The organism is Paraglaciecola marina (assembly GCF_004360155.1).
Lineage (GTDB): Bacteria > Pseudomonadota > Gammaproteobacteria > Enterobacterales > Alteromonadaceae > Paraglaciecola > Paraglaciecola marina.
Genome location: NZ_SAIS01000013.1, coordinates 22,029 through 39,922 on the forward strand (window position 1 = coordinate 22,029; position 17,894 = coordinate 39,922).

Sequence of the window (17,894 nt, forward strand, 5' to 3'; positions counted from 1 at the left end):
TTTACCATGAAATGACGGTATTTTTGCCGTGTAAACAATATTTGATAAGGAATGATTATGAAAAGAATGATTATTAATACATTTTTAATAGGAACTACAGTCGTTACGGGGTCAGCTTTATCTAGTGAAATGCAATGTTTTGTAGATACATTAGCATATGATACGTTTACATCTGGCGGTTGCTTATCCGCAGCTCCTGCTAGAGTTACATCTGCAGTATTTAAAGTTTCATCAAACAACAGTATTAGCAGCATTATTTGGACAGGTGACGCATCAGGACAATGTGCTACCACTGATATGACTTGCTCCATAGATATTCGCCAATATAGCTCTAAAAATGTTGGTGCTACCGTACTTTACAGCGACGGAACATGGGAATCAGTCCCTCAAATAACAGCTTGGTATGAAGGTCTAGACTAGTTTTTCATAAGACTCCCTCAAGCGAGGGGGTCTATTTATAATCGATAAATAATGTTGGTAACTAATAATTATCATGCCTGTCCTGTTAGTCCTTTATCGCTACATTTTAAATCTGGCTGATTTTGGTGATCCTTTACCTTTTAATACATCGTTGATTTGCGTTACGTCATCCATTATCTCTTGTCCCACAGCTCCCCAGAAATTCGGATTGTTAAGTGTGTTGGTACGAATATCTTGTGGTAAAAAACGGCTCATTTCTCGTTCAAAATCTAACTTGGTTGTTTTGTCTTTCATTACCAGTTGGGAATGTTGCTCTGTGTTTTCGATATATGATTGAATAGACTTTTCTCTGACTTCTAGCTTTCGACGGATAAGCGCGGGATCTTGCATAAGGCCCCGTTGCTTTAACCACATGATATCCCATACATCTCTCGGTTTTATTCTGCGCTGACGAAAAGCAAATGCGACCATTTTGTCAGCAAGAATTTCAGACAAACTTTGAACAGGGATAGGTAAACTTGCTATCGGTGATTGGATCCCGTAATGATCGATAGCAGGATGAAACTGACGGTCAAATGAGGGTAAAGCACATACATCGATATGCATTTTTTGCGATGGAAGATCGGGTCTATCTGCATGTTTTTCTATGGCAATTTTCCACGTAGAAGTATCGCTAGTAGTTAGCTTTGGCTCTCTAACATCTACCTGTAATCCATATTTATTATGTAGATGCAGTTGTAATTGCTCTGCCATACCTTCGAATTGACTTGCTTTAAAATTAAGTCCCGCAGTGAAGTCAAGATCCTCAGACAAGCGACTTGAGTTGTAGCACACCCTTAAAGATGTACCACCGATAAATGTTAATTGATGCAAAATACCTTCAGATTGCAAAACCTGCAGGATGTCATGGTGCAATATTTCTTTTTCAACGACATCATCCAGCCCCAAAAGTTTATCGTCTCTACGTAATGCATTTTGAACAATCTTATCCAACATCGTCTATTTCCTCGATCATATTGATGTTTCTTCCAACACGTTTAAGATCAGTTATTGCCCGCTCTTTATTAGCTCGAAACATACCGCTCTGTTCATCAAAATACACTCCATCTTCCAACAAGCTAATATCTCGATTGGTATGGGTAAATTCAATTGTTCCGTAATCAGTTATAAAATGACCACTACGCCCTTTGGTCATTACGCTCAAATACCCCATGGGAATTTGAGATATCACACCTAAATGACTCAATTGCGATTCGAGACTCACATAATTGAAAGACTTCCATCTAAGCTGTTTTGCAATTATGTATATTGCACCTTTAGGATTAGGAGGTAGATGAGCATTAACATAAATACCTTTGGTAATACGTTTAAGGGTATCGTTGCTAACACTCTTGGTAAGAATGGCGCGAAAAGCTTTGTTATCCTCTCGATTGAGCATCATAGACAGATCACTCGCGGTAAATATTCCGCAATGGCCATTATTGATAGCCTGAATGGTTAACTTATTTAACTCTCTAAATATACTCATCAGACTTACAGCTCTATCTATACAATATACCCCCATAATGGCAGTTTTTTGTTAACTTATCAACTTTGCATCTTACTCAAATTTTATAGACGGGAAAGGCAATGGTGACGCCGGCAGAAATGGGGATTAAAGGACTAACAGTTCAGAATTATCATGCCTGTCCTGTTAATTTTAATTTAAAATGACACTGATCCTTTTAATTCTGTGGCTTGATATGCCAGTTATTTAGAACCCACAACATTATGATTCAAATATACTCTGTCCTCCATTACTATTGGTTATTAAATCGCCAATGAATTCGCCTTTAGCAAGGAAAATAATCATGCAAATATCATTTCTCAATAGAGTTGAAGGAGTGTTTGTTTTAATTAATGCTTTTTTGCCCGCTATTATCGTTATTGTACTATCAAGCATGTTTTATTTAACTTGGAAAAGTGCTGAATCAACGCTGGCCCAATACACCGAATCTATAGAAAACGTAATTGAAAATGCACAAGTAACTAAGGTCGAATTGCAAAACGCATCCATTGAGCTGGCTGCCATGGCGGTAAAAATCAAAAAGAACGGCCAAGAAGTCGTAAAGAATGTGAATAAAATGACTAAGGGATTTAATGCAACCATTGATGACTTCGGCCCAAATTTTGAAAAAGCTGTAGGCAATTTATCACTCGATATAAAAATCCCTGTCATTAAAAAAGTGGTTCCCATTAAATTCGGCAAAGTGCTGGCCAAACCTATGGGGAAAATTGGCGACGCTATTGCGAAACCTTTTGGACCATTAAGTGACTCCTTTGGTGATTTGGGTAGCTCTGTTGGGGAAATTAAACAGGAGATGGTCAAGATAACCGAGCAGATTCAAAAAATGCAAAAAATGGAAATTTATCTAGATGCTGTGATTATTGAATACCAGAATATTTTGTCTAATGTAACCGAAATCGTGGGTCTAGTGGGGCGATTAATCCAATGGATACTCATTGGTATCTGCGCGCTGGTTTTATGGTTTGCCCTTAGCTACATCATATGGGTAAGAAGGCGAGTGATAAATGCTATGCAATTAATACGCGGCGTTTGATTCAAGCTATACGCCGATGACTGCAACCCCGACTAGTAATTGTGGATGGTATTCATTTCTGTGTTGCCTATTTAAGGTGTTTGAGCTAAACGACCTACCTATAAATGCAGACCCTAAGCGTAAAATAATTTTGTTACGACCCTGATTAATTTAAAGCAGTGACGCAGCAATCTGAGATAGGGATTAGGATATTTGGACAGAGCTTTTTTAAATTATCATGTCTGTCCTGTTAATTTTTTTATCGAAGTAAATCCTTAGTATTCCACCAAGACCATTTAAAACGGATAGTATTTTAACCATTGTTATATAAAGAAATATTTATTACAGCCTTTAGCTCGCTGTATCATTTTTATATTCTGCAAATACATTTGGATAAGTTTCTTTGAATATTTTTGATGGATTAATAATGCCTGCAGCTGTTTTACTACCGATGCTAATTTTTGTTGGCGTAATCAAGCTTACTTTAGCTGCTGCAGGTCGTAATAAACGCTACCCATTTGATGTAAGTATTAGCCATAGAGTCGCTGGCCAAAGTGTGCTGTCAGAATTTAATGATAAGTCGGCCGATCTTTTCGGGCACTTAATTATGCTAACTTTCTTATTTAATTTGCCATTTATTTATATCGGAGCATATAAACTTCTAGGAATAGAAAAAGTGATGCCTTGGTTATTAGTACCCTTTTACGCCGCAGGGATTATCTACATTTTAGTTAAAACAATAAGAACCACAAAAAGCAAAAATAACCTTAGACTCGGTTTGGAAGCAGAATGGTTTGTCTCCTCAGAGTTACATGGTATTGAAACTACTGGATATAAAGTATTCCACGACATTCAATGTGACAAATTCAACATAGACCATCTAGTCGTTGGCCCCAATGGCGTATTCGCAATCGAAACCAAAGGTAGAAGAAAACCCACCAACTCTAAAACTGCAAAGGAAAAATCCCAAGAACACGTCGTGAATGTTAAGGGCAAAATTCTAGAATTCCCTAACTTCACAGACACCAGCATTATCGAACAAGCCACAAGGCAAGCTAAATGGGCTGGCACTTGGTTGAGCGAAGCCACAGCCGAGCAAATAGTAGTATCCCCAGTAGTTACCATTCCTGGTTGGTTCGTTAAAATAATATCTAAACCAATAGTCCCTGTTATAGCTACTAAAATACTAAGAAAGCAAATCCCTAAATTACAAGGGCAGCAGCTCAGCTTTGAACAAATTAAACGGATCACCCATCAAGTCAAACAGAAGACTTTACGGGTCGATGATGTGATTTAGGTTTGATGTTTAAAAGCGAAAGTAGCAAAGAAGCTAATCCACCGATCTTTAATGGTGAGCATGTTTGCTTTTGATAGGTTGTGAGGTGAAATTGTGCAGTACAAATTGCTCTTTAGATAAATCTAAAAATATCGAGCCTACTATGTTGTGTTCATTCGATACCCAGTTTTCATGAGCGTGACTATTTAGTGATATGGCCACCTGATTCACACCATCTTTTAACCAGCTTTGGGGGATATGGATATCGCTTCCATATAGACGTTGACGTTTAGAGCCATTAACAAATACATGGGCATGGCCTTGCAGAAAACCTTCATTAGAAACAACAGACTTTGTTGCTAAATCTGGGGCACTTAACACATAGTTCGCAATTGAAACATGTATGTTAACCCCGTCTATAACGTCTCTAAAAGCCGTTAACTCGATTTTAGGGATAGGAATGCCAGATCCAATTTCTCTTGATTGATGTTGATGAATTTCAATGTTTGCAGCGAATAAAAAAGAGCTAAAAAATAATGAAATCAGACAACCATATTTTAGTGTATTCATTTGTTTTTTCTTTATGGGCAGAAACTAAAAAGTTACAAATTCTGAAATATATCAAAAGTGGCATCATAAAATAATGATGCCACTTTTGTGAGTACTAGAGCTTAAGGAGGAGGGCCCATACCGCTATCACCAGTATCACAAGAAGCAACCGCGTTGTCTTCTAATTCGCCGGCAAAACGTAATCCAATCACATATGGAAATGCCGGTGAGTATGTACCATCGCCATCATCACTCAAAGTAATATGATAATGATAACCGCGCTCGCTATCAGTATGAGCATTGTATTGATCAAGATATTCGCCACCTAAGGCAGTTAAGTCACTGTCCCAATAATAATCTTCATAATAGTAACCATTAGTAGCAACTAACTCGTTTTGCGATAAGGTTGTGACGGTTTCATCAAAAGCAGGTCCGTCTGTAGCTGTTTCTGTGCCAAGAGATACATCATATGGGTCAACCATGGTGCAGCTTCGTGTTCCGTCAGCACATCCAGTTTCAGAGGTAGGTGACGAATAGTCACGTGTTGTCCACGCACTAACAGCTAAAACGCCATCTGATTCCCACGGACCATAAATAGGATAACCGTCTGCTGCATAACCATAAATCGGAGAATGTTCATCACCATCGTCCCCTAGTAAGGTGGCTAAACAGCTGGTATAAAAATGATGATGATAATCGCCATTTGCCGAGTGCCCCCCACAAACATCCACATCATATTGCTCGGCAACTGGGGCTAGGTTCAACCATGTACCATCATTCGCCCAACTCATACCGTCACCCCAGTTATAAATAGAGCTACCATTAACCATAAGCCCAACTTTACCTAAACCATTTTCGCATGCCTCGGTTGTAGGTGTAGGCTCTGTAGGAAAATATACCTCCCTCTCATCCGCTTGTGGGCAAGCAGGGCCTTTGGGCCAGTATCCATAACCCCCTGTAGTGTCACAATTGTCGCCAGTGCTGATGTAACCAATATCAGCCCCAAACTCAACGATTTCACCTGCAACTGCTGTCGTCGCGCCGTCAGTGAAATCAGAACTTGCTTTAGGGCGAGCATTTAACGAATCAATCATGTCTTGAGTAATAGTCACATCGTATTCTGGAATACCTTGGCTCGACACGACTGTATAGGTTATGCCATCAATAGTTTCTTCTGTAACAGACTGCACATCAACTAAGACTCCTTCACCCGTACTAGCATCAGTAATATTAGTTGAGACTGCATCAGTTTCATTGATTATCCAGATATCGCTTGTAGGTGTTGCTGTCGTTGTTTCAGCTTCAACCGTGATAGATACTGAGTCGGTGACCACCGCATTTACACCATCATCTACAGAGATTTCAAATACAAGCGTTTCATCTTCAGTGACAGTGGGAGCTGTAAAAGTAGTCGAGGCGGAGCCACTATCAGTTAAAGTGACATCTGTTCCGTCAGTTTGGGTCCAAGCAACAGTGTAATCTGAGTCATCGTCGGTAATCGTTGCTGCTAAGGTCACCAACGACGCCGAATCTACCGTCTGATTAGCCCCAGCATCCACAACAGGAGAGGTATTTTCTTCAATTGCAATATCGTCATCATCATTGTTATTAGATGAGTCGGAACTACAAGCTCCTAGCGTCAAGCATAGGATAAAAACACTGACAAATTTAGTTAAGTTAAACATTGATTTATTCACTTGCTTTACCTTTTGTTAAATTTACTTTTTTTAAAATATTAGCATATGTAAAAATAACTAAATGTGTAAAAACCTTGAAAGCCTGTCCTACACAAATAGTACTGCCACTTTTAAAACCATTCAGGTCCAAGCTAGCCAGCTATAAGCATCAGACTAGGCTTGCACTGTCGAGATTCGTTTCCGTTTTCTCAACGAGCTTTGCATAATTTATGGGCGTAGTTATTGATTCTGATTTTAGGTTATTGAAGAGCACGCTTCGCACCATCGTCCATGATGGTTTTTGACTTGAATCCTTTCAAGCCAGATACTTTTCTACGTGGTAAGTAAAAGCATGTGCACAGCACACTGGCATCCATGCATTTTTTCAAGCCTCATCCATGAGTCCCGACTTACTTTTCTTCTACAGCTAAGAAAAGTAAGCTAAAGAAGCCGCTCGCTACTAAAGTTCTTAACCGCAAAAAATGACTTATTCTTGAGTCGTTACGAATGTATCCCTTCAAGCTCCACTCAAATGGCGTCCGTGCCATTTGCCCCAATAACAAGCCATGTTTAGCTGAAACTTTAAATGCGGGTAAAGCAGTAACGGAGCCACCAGTACGGTTATCGGCGAAGCCGATGGTTGTGATTTCAACTGCTCTGCCCTGCAGGTTATTTAAGGAATATGACACCTATATCCTGCGATTTGAAAAGGCTACTCCCCCTTATATTTTCAAAGGGCTAGTAATACCAAATGACTGACCAACTCATCGTACAAATTGAAAATTGGAATGCCTTTAACCCATGACAATAGATATCAAATATGGCAAAATACTGTATGCGAATACAGCATGTTAAACAGTGATATTTATAATAAGGACTACACTATGCCTAAAAAACTATTTTCGTTTTTTTCTGGGAGTGGATTTTTAGATCTTGGCTTCGAAAGAAGTGGTTTCGATGTGGTATATGTAAACGAATATCATCAACCGTTTTTGGATGCGTATCAATATTCAAGAGAGCAAATGAATATAGAGCCACCTTATTATGGCTTTGATAATACGAGCATTGAAGAAATAGCTAAAGCCAAGGATTTCTTGAATCGGTTAAGTGGGAATGTAGAAGAACAAAAAGCACAAGGCCATATCACTGGATTCGTTGGAGGCCCGCCATGTCCGGATTTTTCTGTTGGTGGTAAAAACAAAGGGAAAGAAGGAGAAAATGGTAAACTCACAAGCACCTACTGCGATGTAATATGTAAGGTAAAGCCAGACTTTTTTCTATTCGAAAATGTTAAAGGTCTTTGGCGCACGGCGCGTCACCGAGAGTTTTATGATCAAATTAGAGCTAAATACAAACGTGCTGGGTACGTAATGTTTGATAGGCTTACAAATAGTTTAGAATATGGTGCACCGCAAGATCGAGATCGAATTATACTCTTAGGTTTTCACAAATCATTGCTTCAAAGTACTGAAATTAGAAGTGAAAAAAAATTAGAGTCCGCATTAAATTGGAATCAGCATATCCAGTTCGACCTAGAGCAGGTACTACAGCATCCTTGGCCTGAAAAAAGTGTTTATGAGGAAAATAATGAAACGCCACCACCAGATGGCGTACCACTTGAATTAACTGTCGAATATTGGTTTCAAAGGAACGACGTCAGAAATCATCCAAATGCCAATCATCATTTTGTTCCTAGAGCGGCACTACCAAAATTTCAAACCATTTCTGAAGGCGATGACTCAAAAAAATCCTCTAAAAGGCTTCATAGATGGAGATACTCACCAACAGCAGCTTATGGCAATAATGAAGTGCATATTCATCCTTATCTGCCAAGAAGAATAAGTGCGTCTGAAGCACTCGCAATTCAATCCTTGCCGGCAGAGTTTGCACTGCCAGCAAATATGACTTTGAGCAATATGTTCAAAACTATTGGCAATGGAGTTCCGTATCTAATGGCTAGTGGACTCGCAAGAACTATAGAAGATTTTCTGGATGAAAACTGTCAGAATTAGCTCCTCAAGTTTAAATTAGGCTTTTGTAGGCTCTAAAAAAGTATGGAGGAACTTTATGTTATCAATGCCTTGGATTTTTCTTCGACTCAGAAGATACATATCTTCAATTGATGAATAAGAAAGATATTTAATATCCATATCTTGAAACTGTGGATCAAGAGACTTTCGAACAACTTGTGATCTAATTTCATCTGGAGCCGCAATTATATAAGTCATATGCGCCAGTTCAGGCGCTTCGGTTTTAAAAGATTTCATGCGTGTTAGACCTGAGGTAACACCTGTACTGTGCTCTATCTCTATAACCGCAGGAATTTTTTTACCATCTTTGGATAACCAGATTAAATCAATTAGGTCGCCAGCAGTTGCTGCCTTTCGATATCCTTGTAATGCTGCAGCGTCAACTAATTTTTTTACAACACTATTCATTTCAATAAAGGATTGTCCATTATATTTTATTCCTTGATCATTTCTCGCAACCCATGAATGCAAGCCAAATGATTCTGCTATCTTGATTAGCATTAATTGAATTTGAGCATGCCTTCGATCTATCTCTACTTTTGCTTTATCTCTGTTAGTTCCTTCAGTTAGATGAAGGGCGTCGAAATGTAGCTCTCTATCAACTTGAGTGACAACTATCTCTGACTTTTCTAACTCTGTAATTACACCTTTTTTATGCGGTTCATCTGGAAGATAAATCAGGTGTTTATGTCCAGTTTTAACTTTTGTATTTTCTCCCATTTTTTCGAGTCGTCCTGGATAGCAAAGGTAAAAAAACTCTGTGTGTAACAGTAACGCTTCTAGCGCCGATCTTGAGTTGTAACTGGCACCAAAGACTCGATCGACATTTATAGGTCGCCCGGGTTCTATTGCGTTGGCCATTCTCCACAGAGCTTGAACAGAAATGGTGACAATCTTTGCATTCTCATAACTCCCTTTTAAAGGGTTCCATCTTTTAATAGTTACTGGACCTTCACCTCTTTTAACATCAACCACTTTTATTTTTGTATGCGTTTTTTCATGAGGATAATCATAAGCTACTGATTTATCTAATCCATCGATCGCTTTTGCCAAGTTAGAAGCTGTAACTTTTTCCATTCTTTACCTTTTAGCCGAGAAATTTGGGGATATTTTATAAAAAGGGGAGTCAATCTAGTTAGATAATTCCTTTACCTGATTAAACGCAAGGTGTACTAACTGCAAATCACTTGCCATGTAACTTCATATCCATCGAACGTAAACTACTGTTTTTAGTATTTTTATTATACAAACGAGACTACTATTTTTACCCCGAAAAGCAAAGTGGTTATTTTTACTCTCCATTATTTTTGTATGCAAAGCGCATGCTTTGGTGGCACCGCCACTGCTTTTGACCATCCTCGCATGTATGTTCGCCAATTATCAGGTGAATTTAGTGGGGCTATTGGCAAGCGACCAACATGGATGTTAGAAGGTAGAATAACGCAGGACGCAGTTATCGAGATGCTTAATCGGCAAAGCCATCCCCCTTTCGAATATTTCGAATACTTGACAAAACCACTAACATTGCGAATACTTCGAATAAGTCCAAACAGTGGATAACTAAAGAATATGACAATGTTAAACGTACAATCATTACCAAATGCTGAAGAGGTTGCGCTGGCAAAGTTGAGTAGCCAAGCGCTTTCTGCTGTGATGGAAACCAGTGGCGAGGTGCAACAATTTAATGTGGTAGGAAAGGATGGAGAAAATCATCCACTTACACTTCCAGCCAGCGCTGTTAAACTTATGATTGAGTTACTAACACAACTTGGCCAAGGCAATAGTGTAAACATTACGCCGATCCACGCAGAACTGACCACACAAGAAGCCGCTGACATTCTAAATATGTCGCGACCGACTTTGATCAAGTTATTGGATGGCAGTGACATCCCTTATTCAAGAAAAGGGAATCGTCGGAAAGTAGCCTTTGTGGATGTGATGGCATTTAAACAAAATATGGACAATAAACGTCTTGCGTCTTTAGATGAGTTAACTGCTCTCGATCAGGAACTCGAATTAGGATATTAAAATTTAAATGGCAACTTACACCGTTATTCTGGATGCGTGTGTTATGTACCCAGCACCATTACGCAGTTATTTACTTTATCTTGCACAAACTGGATTGTTTAGAGCTCGCTGGACAGCACAAATTCACGATGAATGGATAAGAAACTTAGTGAAAAATGTCCCAACTTTAGACAAGAGTAAACTAGAAAGAACTCGTCAACTTATGGACGCTCATATGCCTGATTGTTTAGTCGAAGGTTATGAGTTTTTGGTACAAAGCATTGAGTTGCCAGATGTAGATGATAGACACGTTGTTGCGGCTGCAATTAAAGGGCAGGCTGAAGGTATTATCACCTTCAATTTAAAAGACTTTCCTGATGATAAGTTGACTGATTATGAATTGTCAGCGATACACCCAGATGCATTTTTGGCTGATATGTTTGAGCTGAGTCCCAGTGCAGCAATTCAAGCAGCACAAAAACAACGGGCAGCACTTCAAAATCCCCCCATGACAGCTGATGATTATCTTGACTGTTTATTACGTCAAAAGTTACCTGTATTTGTTTCAAAATTAAGAGCTTTTGAGAAAATAATTTAAAGCATAAATATATGAGGGCTGCTGTTTAGACAGCTGAAACAAATTCGAAGTTACAAATCACGGATGCTCAGAATAAAATTAGCTATGCGGCTGTCCTGCTAATTTATCCCACATTATCCACCGGGGTATCCTCCTGCACATCCTCCGGGGTCTTTAGATTTCCATAGTACCCACTACAATCGACTGCAGGCCCATGCTAAATAGTCATTTCAGCTCAATTAAGAACAATATGAAACGCAATTAATTAACTTACCAAGTCACCCTTATGCCAAATTAATAGCTAGTTTCCGATTTAACGAAATAGTTAGATCGGAAACTCGTACACCGCGTAAGAAAACAGACTGCAAAAACAAGGAGGATCAATAATGATTACTGAAACTCGACTTGTTAAGTCAGGACAAACTTTCTTTGGCGGCCCAGCCACTGCTTTTGCACTACCCTCGGAAAAATTTACAAAAATAAATGCGAGCCGTTGTAAGTGGGCTGTACTTAAGCCTCAATCTAGTTATTCAGTTAACAAGCACGGAGGCAAATTCGGGCAGCTATCCTAGTTTAAAAACTGCCTTATGGTGCTTACGCTCCACTTAGGGTTTAATGTAAGCATGTTGTGCCCCATGTTTTCTGCTTTCACGTGAATGGCTTGTGGGGGGAATTTATTAATGTGATATTTTTCCTGAAAGTCATAACCTATCAGGCTACATTCACTGCTTATCAACATTAGTTTGCCCGTGTAATTGTTCACGCCAGCTGTTAAATCATGGGTAAACATACTTGGGTCATCCATTACGGGTTTTAGCATTTGGTTAAAAGCATCATAGCCTGCTCGTACAAATTTTTTGTTCCCTTTTGATTGGCCTTCACATTGATAAGGAGGCCCGCTACTTTCACGATTTATAAGTTTTGTCATCACATAGTCAAACCCTTCTTCACCATCGTACTTACGAATAAAGGGGTACATACTCATATATTTGAGTAGGGTGAATATCCTAGATACATCTTGATATTCACTCATAATGTCAACAAATGCTTGGCTTGATTCGGGGTTAAGGATCCCTGGTTCTACAATAACGGCATGGGATACTTTTTCTGGATAGCTAGATATATATCCAGACACCAACATAGCTCCCCACGAATGCCCAATAAGTTTTACTTTACGGCCTTGTGAGAAATGCTCCACTATTAAATTCAAGTCTGCTAGGTTTTGCTCCACCGTTAGTTGTGAGGGGTCTACCCTTGGCGATAACCCAGTTCCTCTTTGGTCATAAAACACAAGGTAGTTATCATCTGACAATGGGCTTAAATATTTTAGAGGTTGATGATCAACTCCTGGGCCACCGTGAATAACAATCACAACAGGGTCATCTTCATTTCCCATAATGGGGGTATGGAATTTATATCCGGCAATCTCGGTGAATGGTAAGCTTTTATTATGTTGAACGGTTTTAGGCATTTCAATGCAGGCCGAAACGCTTAGCAGTATAATGCACACTAGCAGCATGTTTTTAAGCGCATTTACCCTAGGTTTTACTAAGTACATATATGTGTTCATGGTGCTCATAGTCATTACTTCTCTTTATTACAAATATCACTGTATTAGTGGTGTTTTTAGGGTTGTGAATACAGGGCTAATGCACCAGATTTTATTAAGTTAAACTGTTGCTCGTATGCAGATTTTATTTCTGTAAGTGGCTGGCCATTAAACATAATAGGGACACTAAAAAATACTGATGAAAAGGCTACAACTAACCCATTAACATCACTCCTTTCGGGAAGTTCTTTGTCAGATACAGCCTGACTTACATTTGTGCTTAGCAATACCCTTAAATTCGCTAACTCTATGTTTTCTATTCCGGCGTAATCTGGGTAGGCAATAAGTTTATCTGCCACTGTGAGTGGTTTTGAGCTTTTCGTTGTGGTGCCTTTTGCCTGCAGGGCTATGATCTCACTCATAAGTTGCGGTTGCTTTGCGCAAATATCAGCGGTATCAAAGTACATTTGTAAAATGGCATTTAACCCCGTTAACTTACTTTTGACTGTAATTTTCCAGTGCGTCTCAACGGTCCACAACTGTATGTAGTAAATTAAAATATCTACCTTCTGCGGAAAGTAGTTATAAAAGCTTGCATGCGAAACTGCAGAGTCTGCACATAAGTCGGTAATTTTTATTACGTCGAATGGCTCCAAGTGCATTCTCTTGAGTAAACATTGGAGAATAGCCTGCTTGTTTTTTGCTGTATTAATTTCACGTTTGCTTGTATTCATGGAGGTAAACTTATAGTCAACTATAAGTTTATATTACCTAACTAAAAGTTAGAGTCAACTACAAGTTTTAAAAGACGGGTAAAAGCTTACTCTAGCGCTACTGCAGATGGGCATTATATTTTTGATGTTTATAATCATGCATTTTGCAGCCTATCGATTTGCTTGTTGATGTCTGACAAATGCCCTGTTTTAATCCAAACTTTGGCACCTTCTTGTCCTGCCTGCCCATCTATAGTTGAGCTTAATGGCAGGCGTAACTAATTGTGTTTTTGTAGCACATCGGCAGCTTTTACAAAGCTACCATTAAGGATAAATAACTCCGCTCCGTTTGCTACTTCAGCTTTAAACCTAGTATTAGGCGGTATGTGCAACATGCTAACTTCTTCATACTCATCTTTAAACAAAGGGGCTATCGTCACTCCAGGGTTGTGCTTATCTACTTGAGTATCAGCATGATCCATTTGAACATTGGCATGAGTTCTGTAGCTTGGCTGAAACTGCCATAGCTTAACAAATCTTGCTCAGCCTTCTTCTGAACCTGGTTGATGGTGTGAATGAGAAGGGTTTCGCACGTAAGAGCCTGCTGGAACATCCCCATGCTCATATTGAAATACTCCATCAAGGACAATAAATTCTTGTCCTCGAGTATGCACATGTTCAGAAAAACTACTTTTAGAGGCATATTTTACAATGCTGGTAGCATGGGCAACTTCGCCGCCAAGGCAAAGATTCGCAGTGTACAACTTCTCGCTTGTTAAAATTTGCTGCTATTTTCATAACTTACCCCTGAGTATTTAGCCACATACTGTTACTACTGTGTATATAAAGATCTGTGAATAAATTCGAGTTGATTACCGCGAGTTTATCGGGGCAGCCATAATAGTGAATCTATTGCTTGAGCTGCTGCAAAAAAGTAAATCTGGCAGCATCAATATTTACGTAAGCAACTCATCATAATAAAATACAGCAACAGACTGTTAAACAGCCATTATTTCTATATACATTTTAAGTTTTGGAGTTAATTATGAATATTGATAAAGATAAAATAGACGATGCAGCTCTCGCTTTAATGTATCTCACATTGCACGACCACTTCCGAGCATGGAAACAAATTGATTGGGAAGTGACGAATCGTTTACATGAAAAAGGCTTGATTTGTGATCCTGTTGGTAAAACTAAATCTATAGTATTGACAGATGAAGGGCTTAAAAAATCTGAAGAGTTGTTTAATACACTTTTCGTAAAAGATTAAAAACAATCAGGAGGATGGCGCGAAGTCTGCTTTTAAATCCCCATCAACAAAGCATCATACGCATTAACAATATCATTCCGCCAATCAATAACATTACAAACAAGGCCACTTAGCCTATTGCTTTCAATGGTTGCTACAACATTCATACAAAGATGAAATTCAGTATTATCTATGATTATAGGTACACTGACTTTATCAAAAGCAACGGTTGCATCGCCTGTCACAAAACATACAACTCGAGTAGACAAACCATCCAACAATTCACTTTGCAGGCAGCACACATAGGGATATAAGCCACGTCCTTTGGCAATTGGGTTAATATAAATATCAAATTGATTCATACTTAGATTGCCATATCTTCATCATCAAATGGCAAGCCGTTACTAGCAACATGTTGGTTGTAACGCTCTATTTTGCTTTTGTTAACCTCTTGCCATTTTCTAGCAATCTCGGCTCGCAATGTACGTTCAAGGGATTGGCTCATATTAATACCGAGCTTTTTAGCATCATCAGATAATGATTTCGCAATGTACAAATTTACTCTGGATTTATCTTGCGTAGTTTGCATTGGCCATCCTTATACTTATGTAATACACACACCAAACTATACACACAAAATTTAACAATGAAAAACTTCAATATATTTGCCCTTTGGCGGCGACCGATTTTTATCAAAAGCTTGGCTTGTGAATAAGCAAAATTTAGGTCTGTACTAAAGTGTTAGATATTTGTTAATAAAGCTAAGCTAAGGTTGTTTTACCTCAACAACCAACAGGTTCATTATGAAAAATGTAATCGTGACAGCAGTGTTTTTATCTCTTAGTGTAATTTCGCCTTTTGTTTTTGCTAGCAGCTGCAAAGACCCTGTGGTGTTAGTACACGGCAACACCTCAACACCAGCCAGCTGGGACAATACCTACAACCTACTGTTAAGCCAGGGTTACACAAGTGCAGATATTTATCGGCCCGACTGGGGTTCGAAATACTGCGCTTCATGTAACAATCACAATGGTAGTGAAGAAACGCCAGTCAAGCAGGCAATCAACGACGCTATCGCCAATTCATGTAGCGGCCAAATTGATGTTATAGGGCATTCAATGGGCGCAACCCTGGCAGCTCAACAAATTAGTAAACTTGCTGCTGCGTCATTTGTTGATACGTTTGTGGGTATTGCAGGGGCGTTTAGAGGGTTATATAGCTGCGGTATTTATCCATTTAATGTGTGGAGCTCCACCTGTGGTTATTACGGGTTATCTATTCAAAGCCCTTTTTTAGACGGCTTGTATGGCGACCCTTTTGGTGACAAGGTTTATTCAATAAAGAGTAATTCTGACCAGGTTGTCTGTGCAACGGGGGTCTGCACTGTTTATGGCGTGCATAGCAGCAGTATCTGGAATGAAGATGCTAGCTTCACCTACTCTCTCGGACATTTTGGTTTACAAACCGACACCGCACAAGAGCAGATCAATTTGATCCAATAACTCGTTATCAAATGGCCCATCCGCATTAACTGCATACTGATATTTGATAGGTGTTTTGCCGTTCGGGATGTACTTAGGCACATCCATGTATCTGCCCCTTCGGGTTCCAAAGGCGGTACACCAAAATTTGTTGGAACAAATTAGAATAGTGTTGGTTAGCCCACGAAGGGCGTGAACTACATGGATGTAGTGAATAAATCGTTCCTGACAATTAGTCGAACCCAAGCTCCGAACTAAGCTCTCTCTTTGCTATATACAAAAAAACCGCATTAAGCGGATCATTTGGTATATGGCGGAGAAGTGCCAAAAAGTTACTGAACTTTAAAAATTTTTAAAACTAAACTAGTTTAAAATATCACTTGAAAACAAATTTATAAACTGTATAAAAAAACACCTATATTTATTTAGAAAAAGGGGTAATATCACATTCCAGTTTAACTATGTGAATTATTTTACACGTTAGACTGAGCGTTTAAATACCTTTTTTAATATTAAAACAACATTATTTGGACATATGGATATGAAATTAATTTCAAAAAAGATTCGAGTTTTAGTTTTGGGTGCAGCAGTTTTATCTTTCAGTGTAATAGCTGTCAGTGAAAGCCAGAACGTTGAAAATATGATAGATAAAAGCCTAACCGCTGGTAATACCTCAGGTGGTTGGCCCCCTCCAACAAGTAAAAGTTTTTGGGAAAAGTTAATTTCTTCTCGAAAAGCTTAAAAAAATATTTGTAATACAGTTGTATGATGCGGCAGTCTTAATGTTGCTTAGATCTATAGAGTAAGAGACTGCAGTATCAATGAATATATCAAAACGACCTCCCAATGATCCTTCCGATAAAGAACTTGAATTAGGTATTGGCGCAACAGGGTTTACGTTTAAAGGCTCTGTAGGGACCCTAAAAGGTTTAAGCTTTTGGATTTTATCTGTAGCTGTTTCTGCATTTGTTATAATAACAATCCTATTTTATGCTAACGGATACTTAGGGTCATACTTCGATCCCAAAACCTCTTTCATTGAGGATAAGAAAACAAAAATAGCTGAGACTTATCCAATAATAAAAAAAGTTATTTCAACTTACGATGAATACCTTGGTTATGCTCCACTCTCTAACTCTGGTGAGCATACAATTGAGACTGAAGGTGTTGAGTTTTTGAAAAACAATATTGAAGCTGCTATTTATTTATTTGAATCTACTTCACCTCATGACTTTGACTCTGATTTTAAATTTAAATTGTGGATTTGGCATCATCAAGCCTTAATGTTTTTAATTCATGGGGATATTCTTGCAGATCAAAGAAGTTTATTAACTGCACTCTATTCAATTAATAAAGCTTCAGAGATGATCACTATATACTATTCTGAAAGTGTAAACATTGCTCAAGATGACTCTTGGATAAAAACAAGAAACACTCAAATTACAAGAGATAAATTTATAATATTAATTTTAAATTATAATATGTTTGGACATAGAAAATACTTGGAAGAAGCATTATTAATTTTCGAAAAATTTGGTGGTTGTGACTATTTACTAAAGCAAAATATTTTACATCGTCGAGTTTACGATACTGTTGATTGTGACCCTAGGTTTCATTAACCAACTCTTAGGTACTTTGAAGCGCTTGTTTGTCATACAGGTACGTAGTAGTGCAAGCCTTAATTATTTAAAGATTACTTTGCGGTTGCATGTGAAAAACAACTCTGGCTTTCTCTCCATAAGAGATTGAATTTAGATATCATTTTTAATATCAAAAGAGCAAGCC

Annotated in this window: 23 protein-coding genes; 11 read left to right on the forward strand and 12 right to left on the reverse strand. The window is 38.5% G+C overall.

The window, feature by feature from the left end:
* Positions 1-57 precede the first annotated feature (57 nt).
* Positions 58-420: a hypothetical protein gene (locus EOK74_RS16915; RefSeq protein ID WP_133471294.1), complete on the forward strand. Its 363-nt coding sequence runs from the start codon at positions 58-60 to the stop codon at positions 418-420.
* 99 nt (positions 421-519) lie between these two features.
* Here EOK74_RS16915 and EOK74_RS16920 read toward each other — a convergent pair whose 3' ends face one another.
* A complete protein-coding gene (locus EOK74_RS16920) occupies positions 520-1,416 on the reverse strand; it encodes a nucleotidyl transferase AbiEii/AbiGii toxin family protein (protein WP_133471295.1) in 897 nt (298 codons plus the stop codon).
* Entirely contained in the window at positions 1,406-1,948 is a 543-nt protein-coding gene (abiEi, locus tag EOK74_RS16925; RefSeq protein WP_133471296.1) for a type IV toxin-antitoxin system AbiEi family antitoxin, read from the reverse strand. Before abiEi ends, EOK74_RS16920 begins: the two co-directional genes overlap by 11 nt.
* 322 nt (positions 1,949-2,270) lie before the next feature.
* Here abiEi and EOK74_RS16930 point away from each other — a divergent pair, with 322 nt between their 5' ends.
* Both EOK74_RS16930 and EOK74_RS16935 read left to right on the forward strand, forming a co-directional pair.
* Complete coding sequence (locus EOK74_RS16930; RefSeq protein WP_133471297.1) at positions 2,271-3,020, forward strand: hypothetical protein; 750 nt, start codon at positions 2,271-2,273, stop codon at positions 3,018-3,020.
* A 406-nt stretch (positions 3,021-3,426) separates the two neighbouring features.
* Complete coding sequence (locus tag EOK74_RS16935) at positions 3,427-4,296, forward strand: nuclease-related domain-containing protein (protein WP_133471298.1); 870 nt, start codon at positions 3,427-3,429, stop codon at positions 4,294-4,296.
* Between the two features lie 48 nt (positions 4,297-4,344).
* On the opposite strand, the gene EOK74_RS16940 is transcribed toward EOK74_RS16935, so the two are convergent.
* From EOK74_RS16940 to EOK74_RS16950, 3 genes are all read right to left on the reverse strand, one after another.
* Entirely contained in the window at positions 4,345-4,845 is a 501-nt protein-coding gene (locus tag EOK74_RS16940) for a hypothetical protein (RefSeq protein ID WP_239024148.1), read from the reverse strand.
* Positions 4,846-4,946: 101 nt separating this feature from the next.
* Positions 4,947-6,509: a YHYH protein gene (locus EOK74_RS16945; protein WP_133471387.1), complete on the reverse strand. Its 1,563-nt coding sequence runs from the start codon at positions 6,507-6,509 to the stop codon at positions 4,947-4,949.
* Between the two features lie 401 nt (positions 6,510-6,910).
* Complete coding sequence (locus tag EOK74_RS16950) at positions 6,911-7,189, reverse strand: hypothetical protein (protein WP_133471299.1); 279 nt, start codon at positions 7,187-7,189, stop codon at positions 6,911-6,913.
* A 195-nt stretch (positions 7,190-7,384) separates the two neighbouring features.
* Between EOK74_RS16950 and EOK74_RS16955 the strand changes: the two genes are divergently transcribed.
* Positions 7,385-8,512, forward strand: a complete 1,128-nt coding sequence (locus EOK74_RS16955; protein ID WP_133471388.1) for a DNA cytosine methyltransferase — start codon at positions 7,385-7,387, stop codon at positions 8,510-8,512.
* A gap of 15 nt (positions 8,513-8,527) precedes the next feature.
* On the opposite strand, the gene EOK74_RS16960 is transcribed toward EOK74_RS16955, so the two are convergent.
* Positions 8,528-9,607 (reverse strand): restriction endonuclease, encoded by a 1,080-nt coding sequence (locus EOK74_RS16960; RefSeq protein WP_133471300.1) that lies wholly within the window; start codon positions 9,605-9,607, stop codon positions 8,528-8,530.
* Positions 9,608-10,105: 498 nt separating this feature from the next.
* Here EOK74_RS16960 and EOK74_RS16965 point away from each other — a divergent pair, with 498 nt between their 5' ends.
* From EOK74_RS16965 to EOK74_RS16975, 3 genes are all read left to right on the forward strand, one after another.
* On the forward strand, positions 10,106-10,558 hold the full coding sequence (locus EOK74_RS16965) for a helix-turn-helix domain-containing protein (RefSeq protein WP_205964680.1): 453 nt from the start codon (positions 10,106-10,108) through the stop codon (positions 10,556-10,558).
* A 7-nt stretch (positions 10,559-10,565) separates the two neighbouring features.
* Positions 10,566-11,135, forward strand: coding sequence for a PIN domain-containing protein (locus EOK74_RS16970; protein ID WP_133471302.1), 570 nt, complete (start codon positions 10,566-10,568; stop codon positions 11,133-11,135).
* 365 nt (positions 11,136-11,500) lie between these two features.
* A complete protein-coding gene (locus EOK74_RS16975; RefSeq protein ID WP_133471303.1) occupies positions 11,501-11,686 on the forward strand; it encodes a hypothetical protein in 186 nt (61 codons plus the stop codon).
* Here the strand turns inward: EOK74_RS16975 and EOK74_RS16980 are convergent.
* The 4 genes from EOK74_RS16980 to EOK74_RS21305 all read right to left on the reverse strand — a co-directional run bounded on the left by EOK74_RS16980 (position 11,683) and on the right by EOK74_RS21305 (position 14,140).
* Positions 11,683-12,699: an alpha/beta fold hydrolase gene (locus tag EOK74_RS16980; protein ID WP_133471304.1), complete on the reverse strand. Its 1,017-nt coding sequence runs from the start codon at positions 12,697-12,699 to the stop codon at positions 11,683-11,685. The genes EOK74_RS16975 and EOK74_RS16980 overlap by 4 nt on opposite strands.
* Positions 12,700-12,740: 41 nt before the next feature.
* Entirely contained in the window at positions 12,741-13,397 is a 657-nt protein-coding gene (locus EOK74_RS16985) for a TetR/AcrR family transcriptional regulator (protein ID WP_133471305.1), read from the reverse strand.
* Positions 13,398-13,654: 257 nt separating this feature from the next.
* Positions 13,655-13,858: a cupin domain-containing protein gene (locus tag EOK74_RS21300; RefSeq protein WP_420818936.1), complete on the reverse strand. Its 204-nt coding sequence runs from the start codon at positions 13,856-13,858 to the stop codon at positions 13,655-13,657.
* Between the two features lie 60 nt (positions 13,859-13,918).
* The gene (locus tag EOK74_RS21305; protein ID WP_420818937.1) at positions 13,919-14,140 is read right to left on the reverse strand and encodes a cupin domain-containing protein; all 222 of its coding nucleotides are present in this window, start codon (positions 14,138-14,140) and stop codon (positions 13,919-13,921) included.
* A 281-nt stretch (positions 14,141-14,421) separates the two neighbouring features.
* Here EOK74_RS21305 and EOK74_RS16995 point away from each other — a divergent pair, with 281 nt between their 5' ends.
* Complete coding sequence (locus EOK74_RS16995) at positions 14,422-14,649, forward strand: DUF6429 family protein (RefSeq protein ID WP_133471306.1); 228 nt, start codon at positions 14,422-14,424, stop codon at positions 14,647-14,649.
* A gap of 32 nt (positions 14,650-14,681) precedes the next feature.
* On the opposite strand, the gene EOK74_RS17000 is transcribed toward EOK74_RS16995, so the two are convergent.
* Entirely contained in the window at positions 14,682-14,990 is a 309-nt protein-coding gene (locus EOK74_RS17000; protein ID WP_133471307.1) for a CcdB family protein, read from the reverse strand.
* 2 nt (positions 14,991-14,992) lie between these two features.
* On the reverse strand, positions 14,993-15,217 hold the full coding sequence (locus EOK74_RS17005; RefSeq protein WP_133471308.1) for a type II toxin-antitoxin system CcdA family antitoxin: 225 nt from the start codon (positions 15,215-15,217) through the stop codon (positions 14,993-14,995).
* 214 nt (positions 15,218-15,431) lie between these two features.
* On the opposite strand from EOK74_RS17005, the gene EOK74_RS17010 reads away from it, so the two are divergent.
* The 3 genes from EOK74_RS17010 (at position 15,432) to EOK74_RS17020 (ending at position 17,728) form a co-directional block, all read left to right on the forward strand.
* Positions 15,432-16,130, forward strand: a complete 699-nt coding sequence (locus EOK74_RS17010; RefSeq protein ID WP_133471309.1) for an esterase/lipase family protein — start codon at positions 15,432-15,434, stop codon at positions 16,128-16,130.
* A 520-nt stretch (positions 16,131-16,650) separates the two neighbouring features.
* The gene (locus EOK74_RS17015) at positions 16,651-16,851 is read left to right on the forward strand and encodes a hypothetical protein (RefSeq protein WP_133471310.1); all 201 of its coding nucleotides are present in this window, start codon (positions 16,651-16,653) and stop codon (positions 16,849-16,851) included.
* Positions 16,852-16,930: 79 nt separating this feature from the next.
* Positions 16,931-17,728 (forward strand): hypothetical protein, encoded by a 798-nt coding sequence (locus EOK74_RS17020; RefSeq protein WP_133471311.1) that lies wholly within the window; start codon positions 16,931-16,933, stop codon positions 17,726-17,728.
* Positions 17,729-17,894 lie beyond the last annotated feature (166 nt).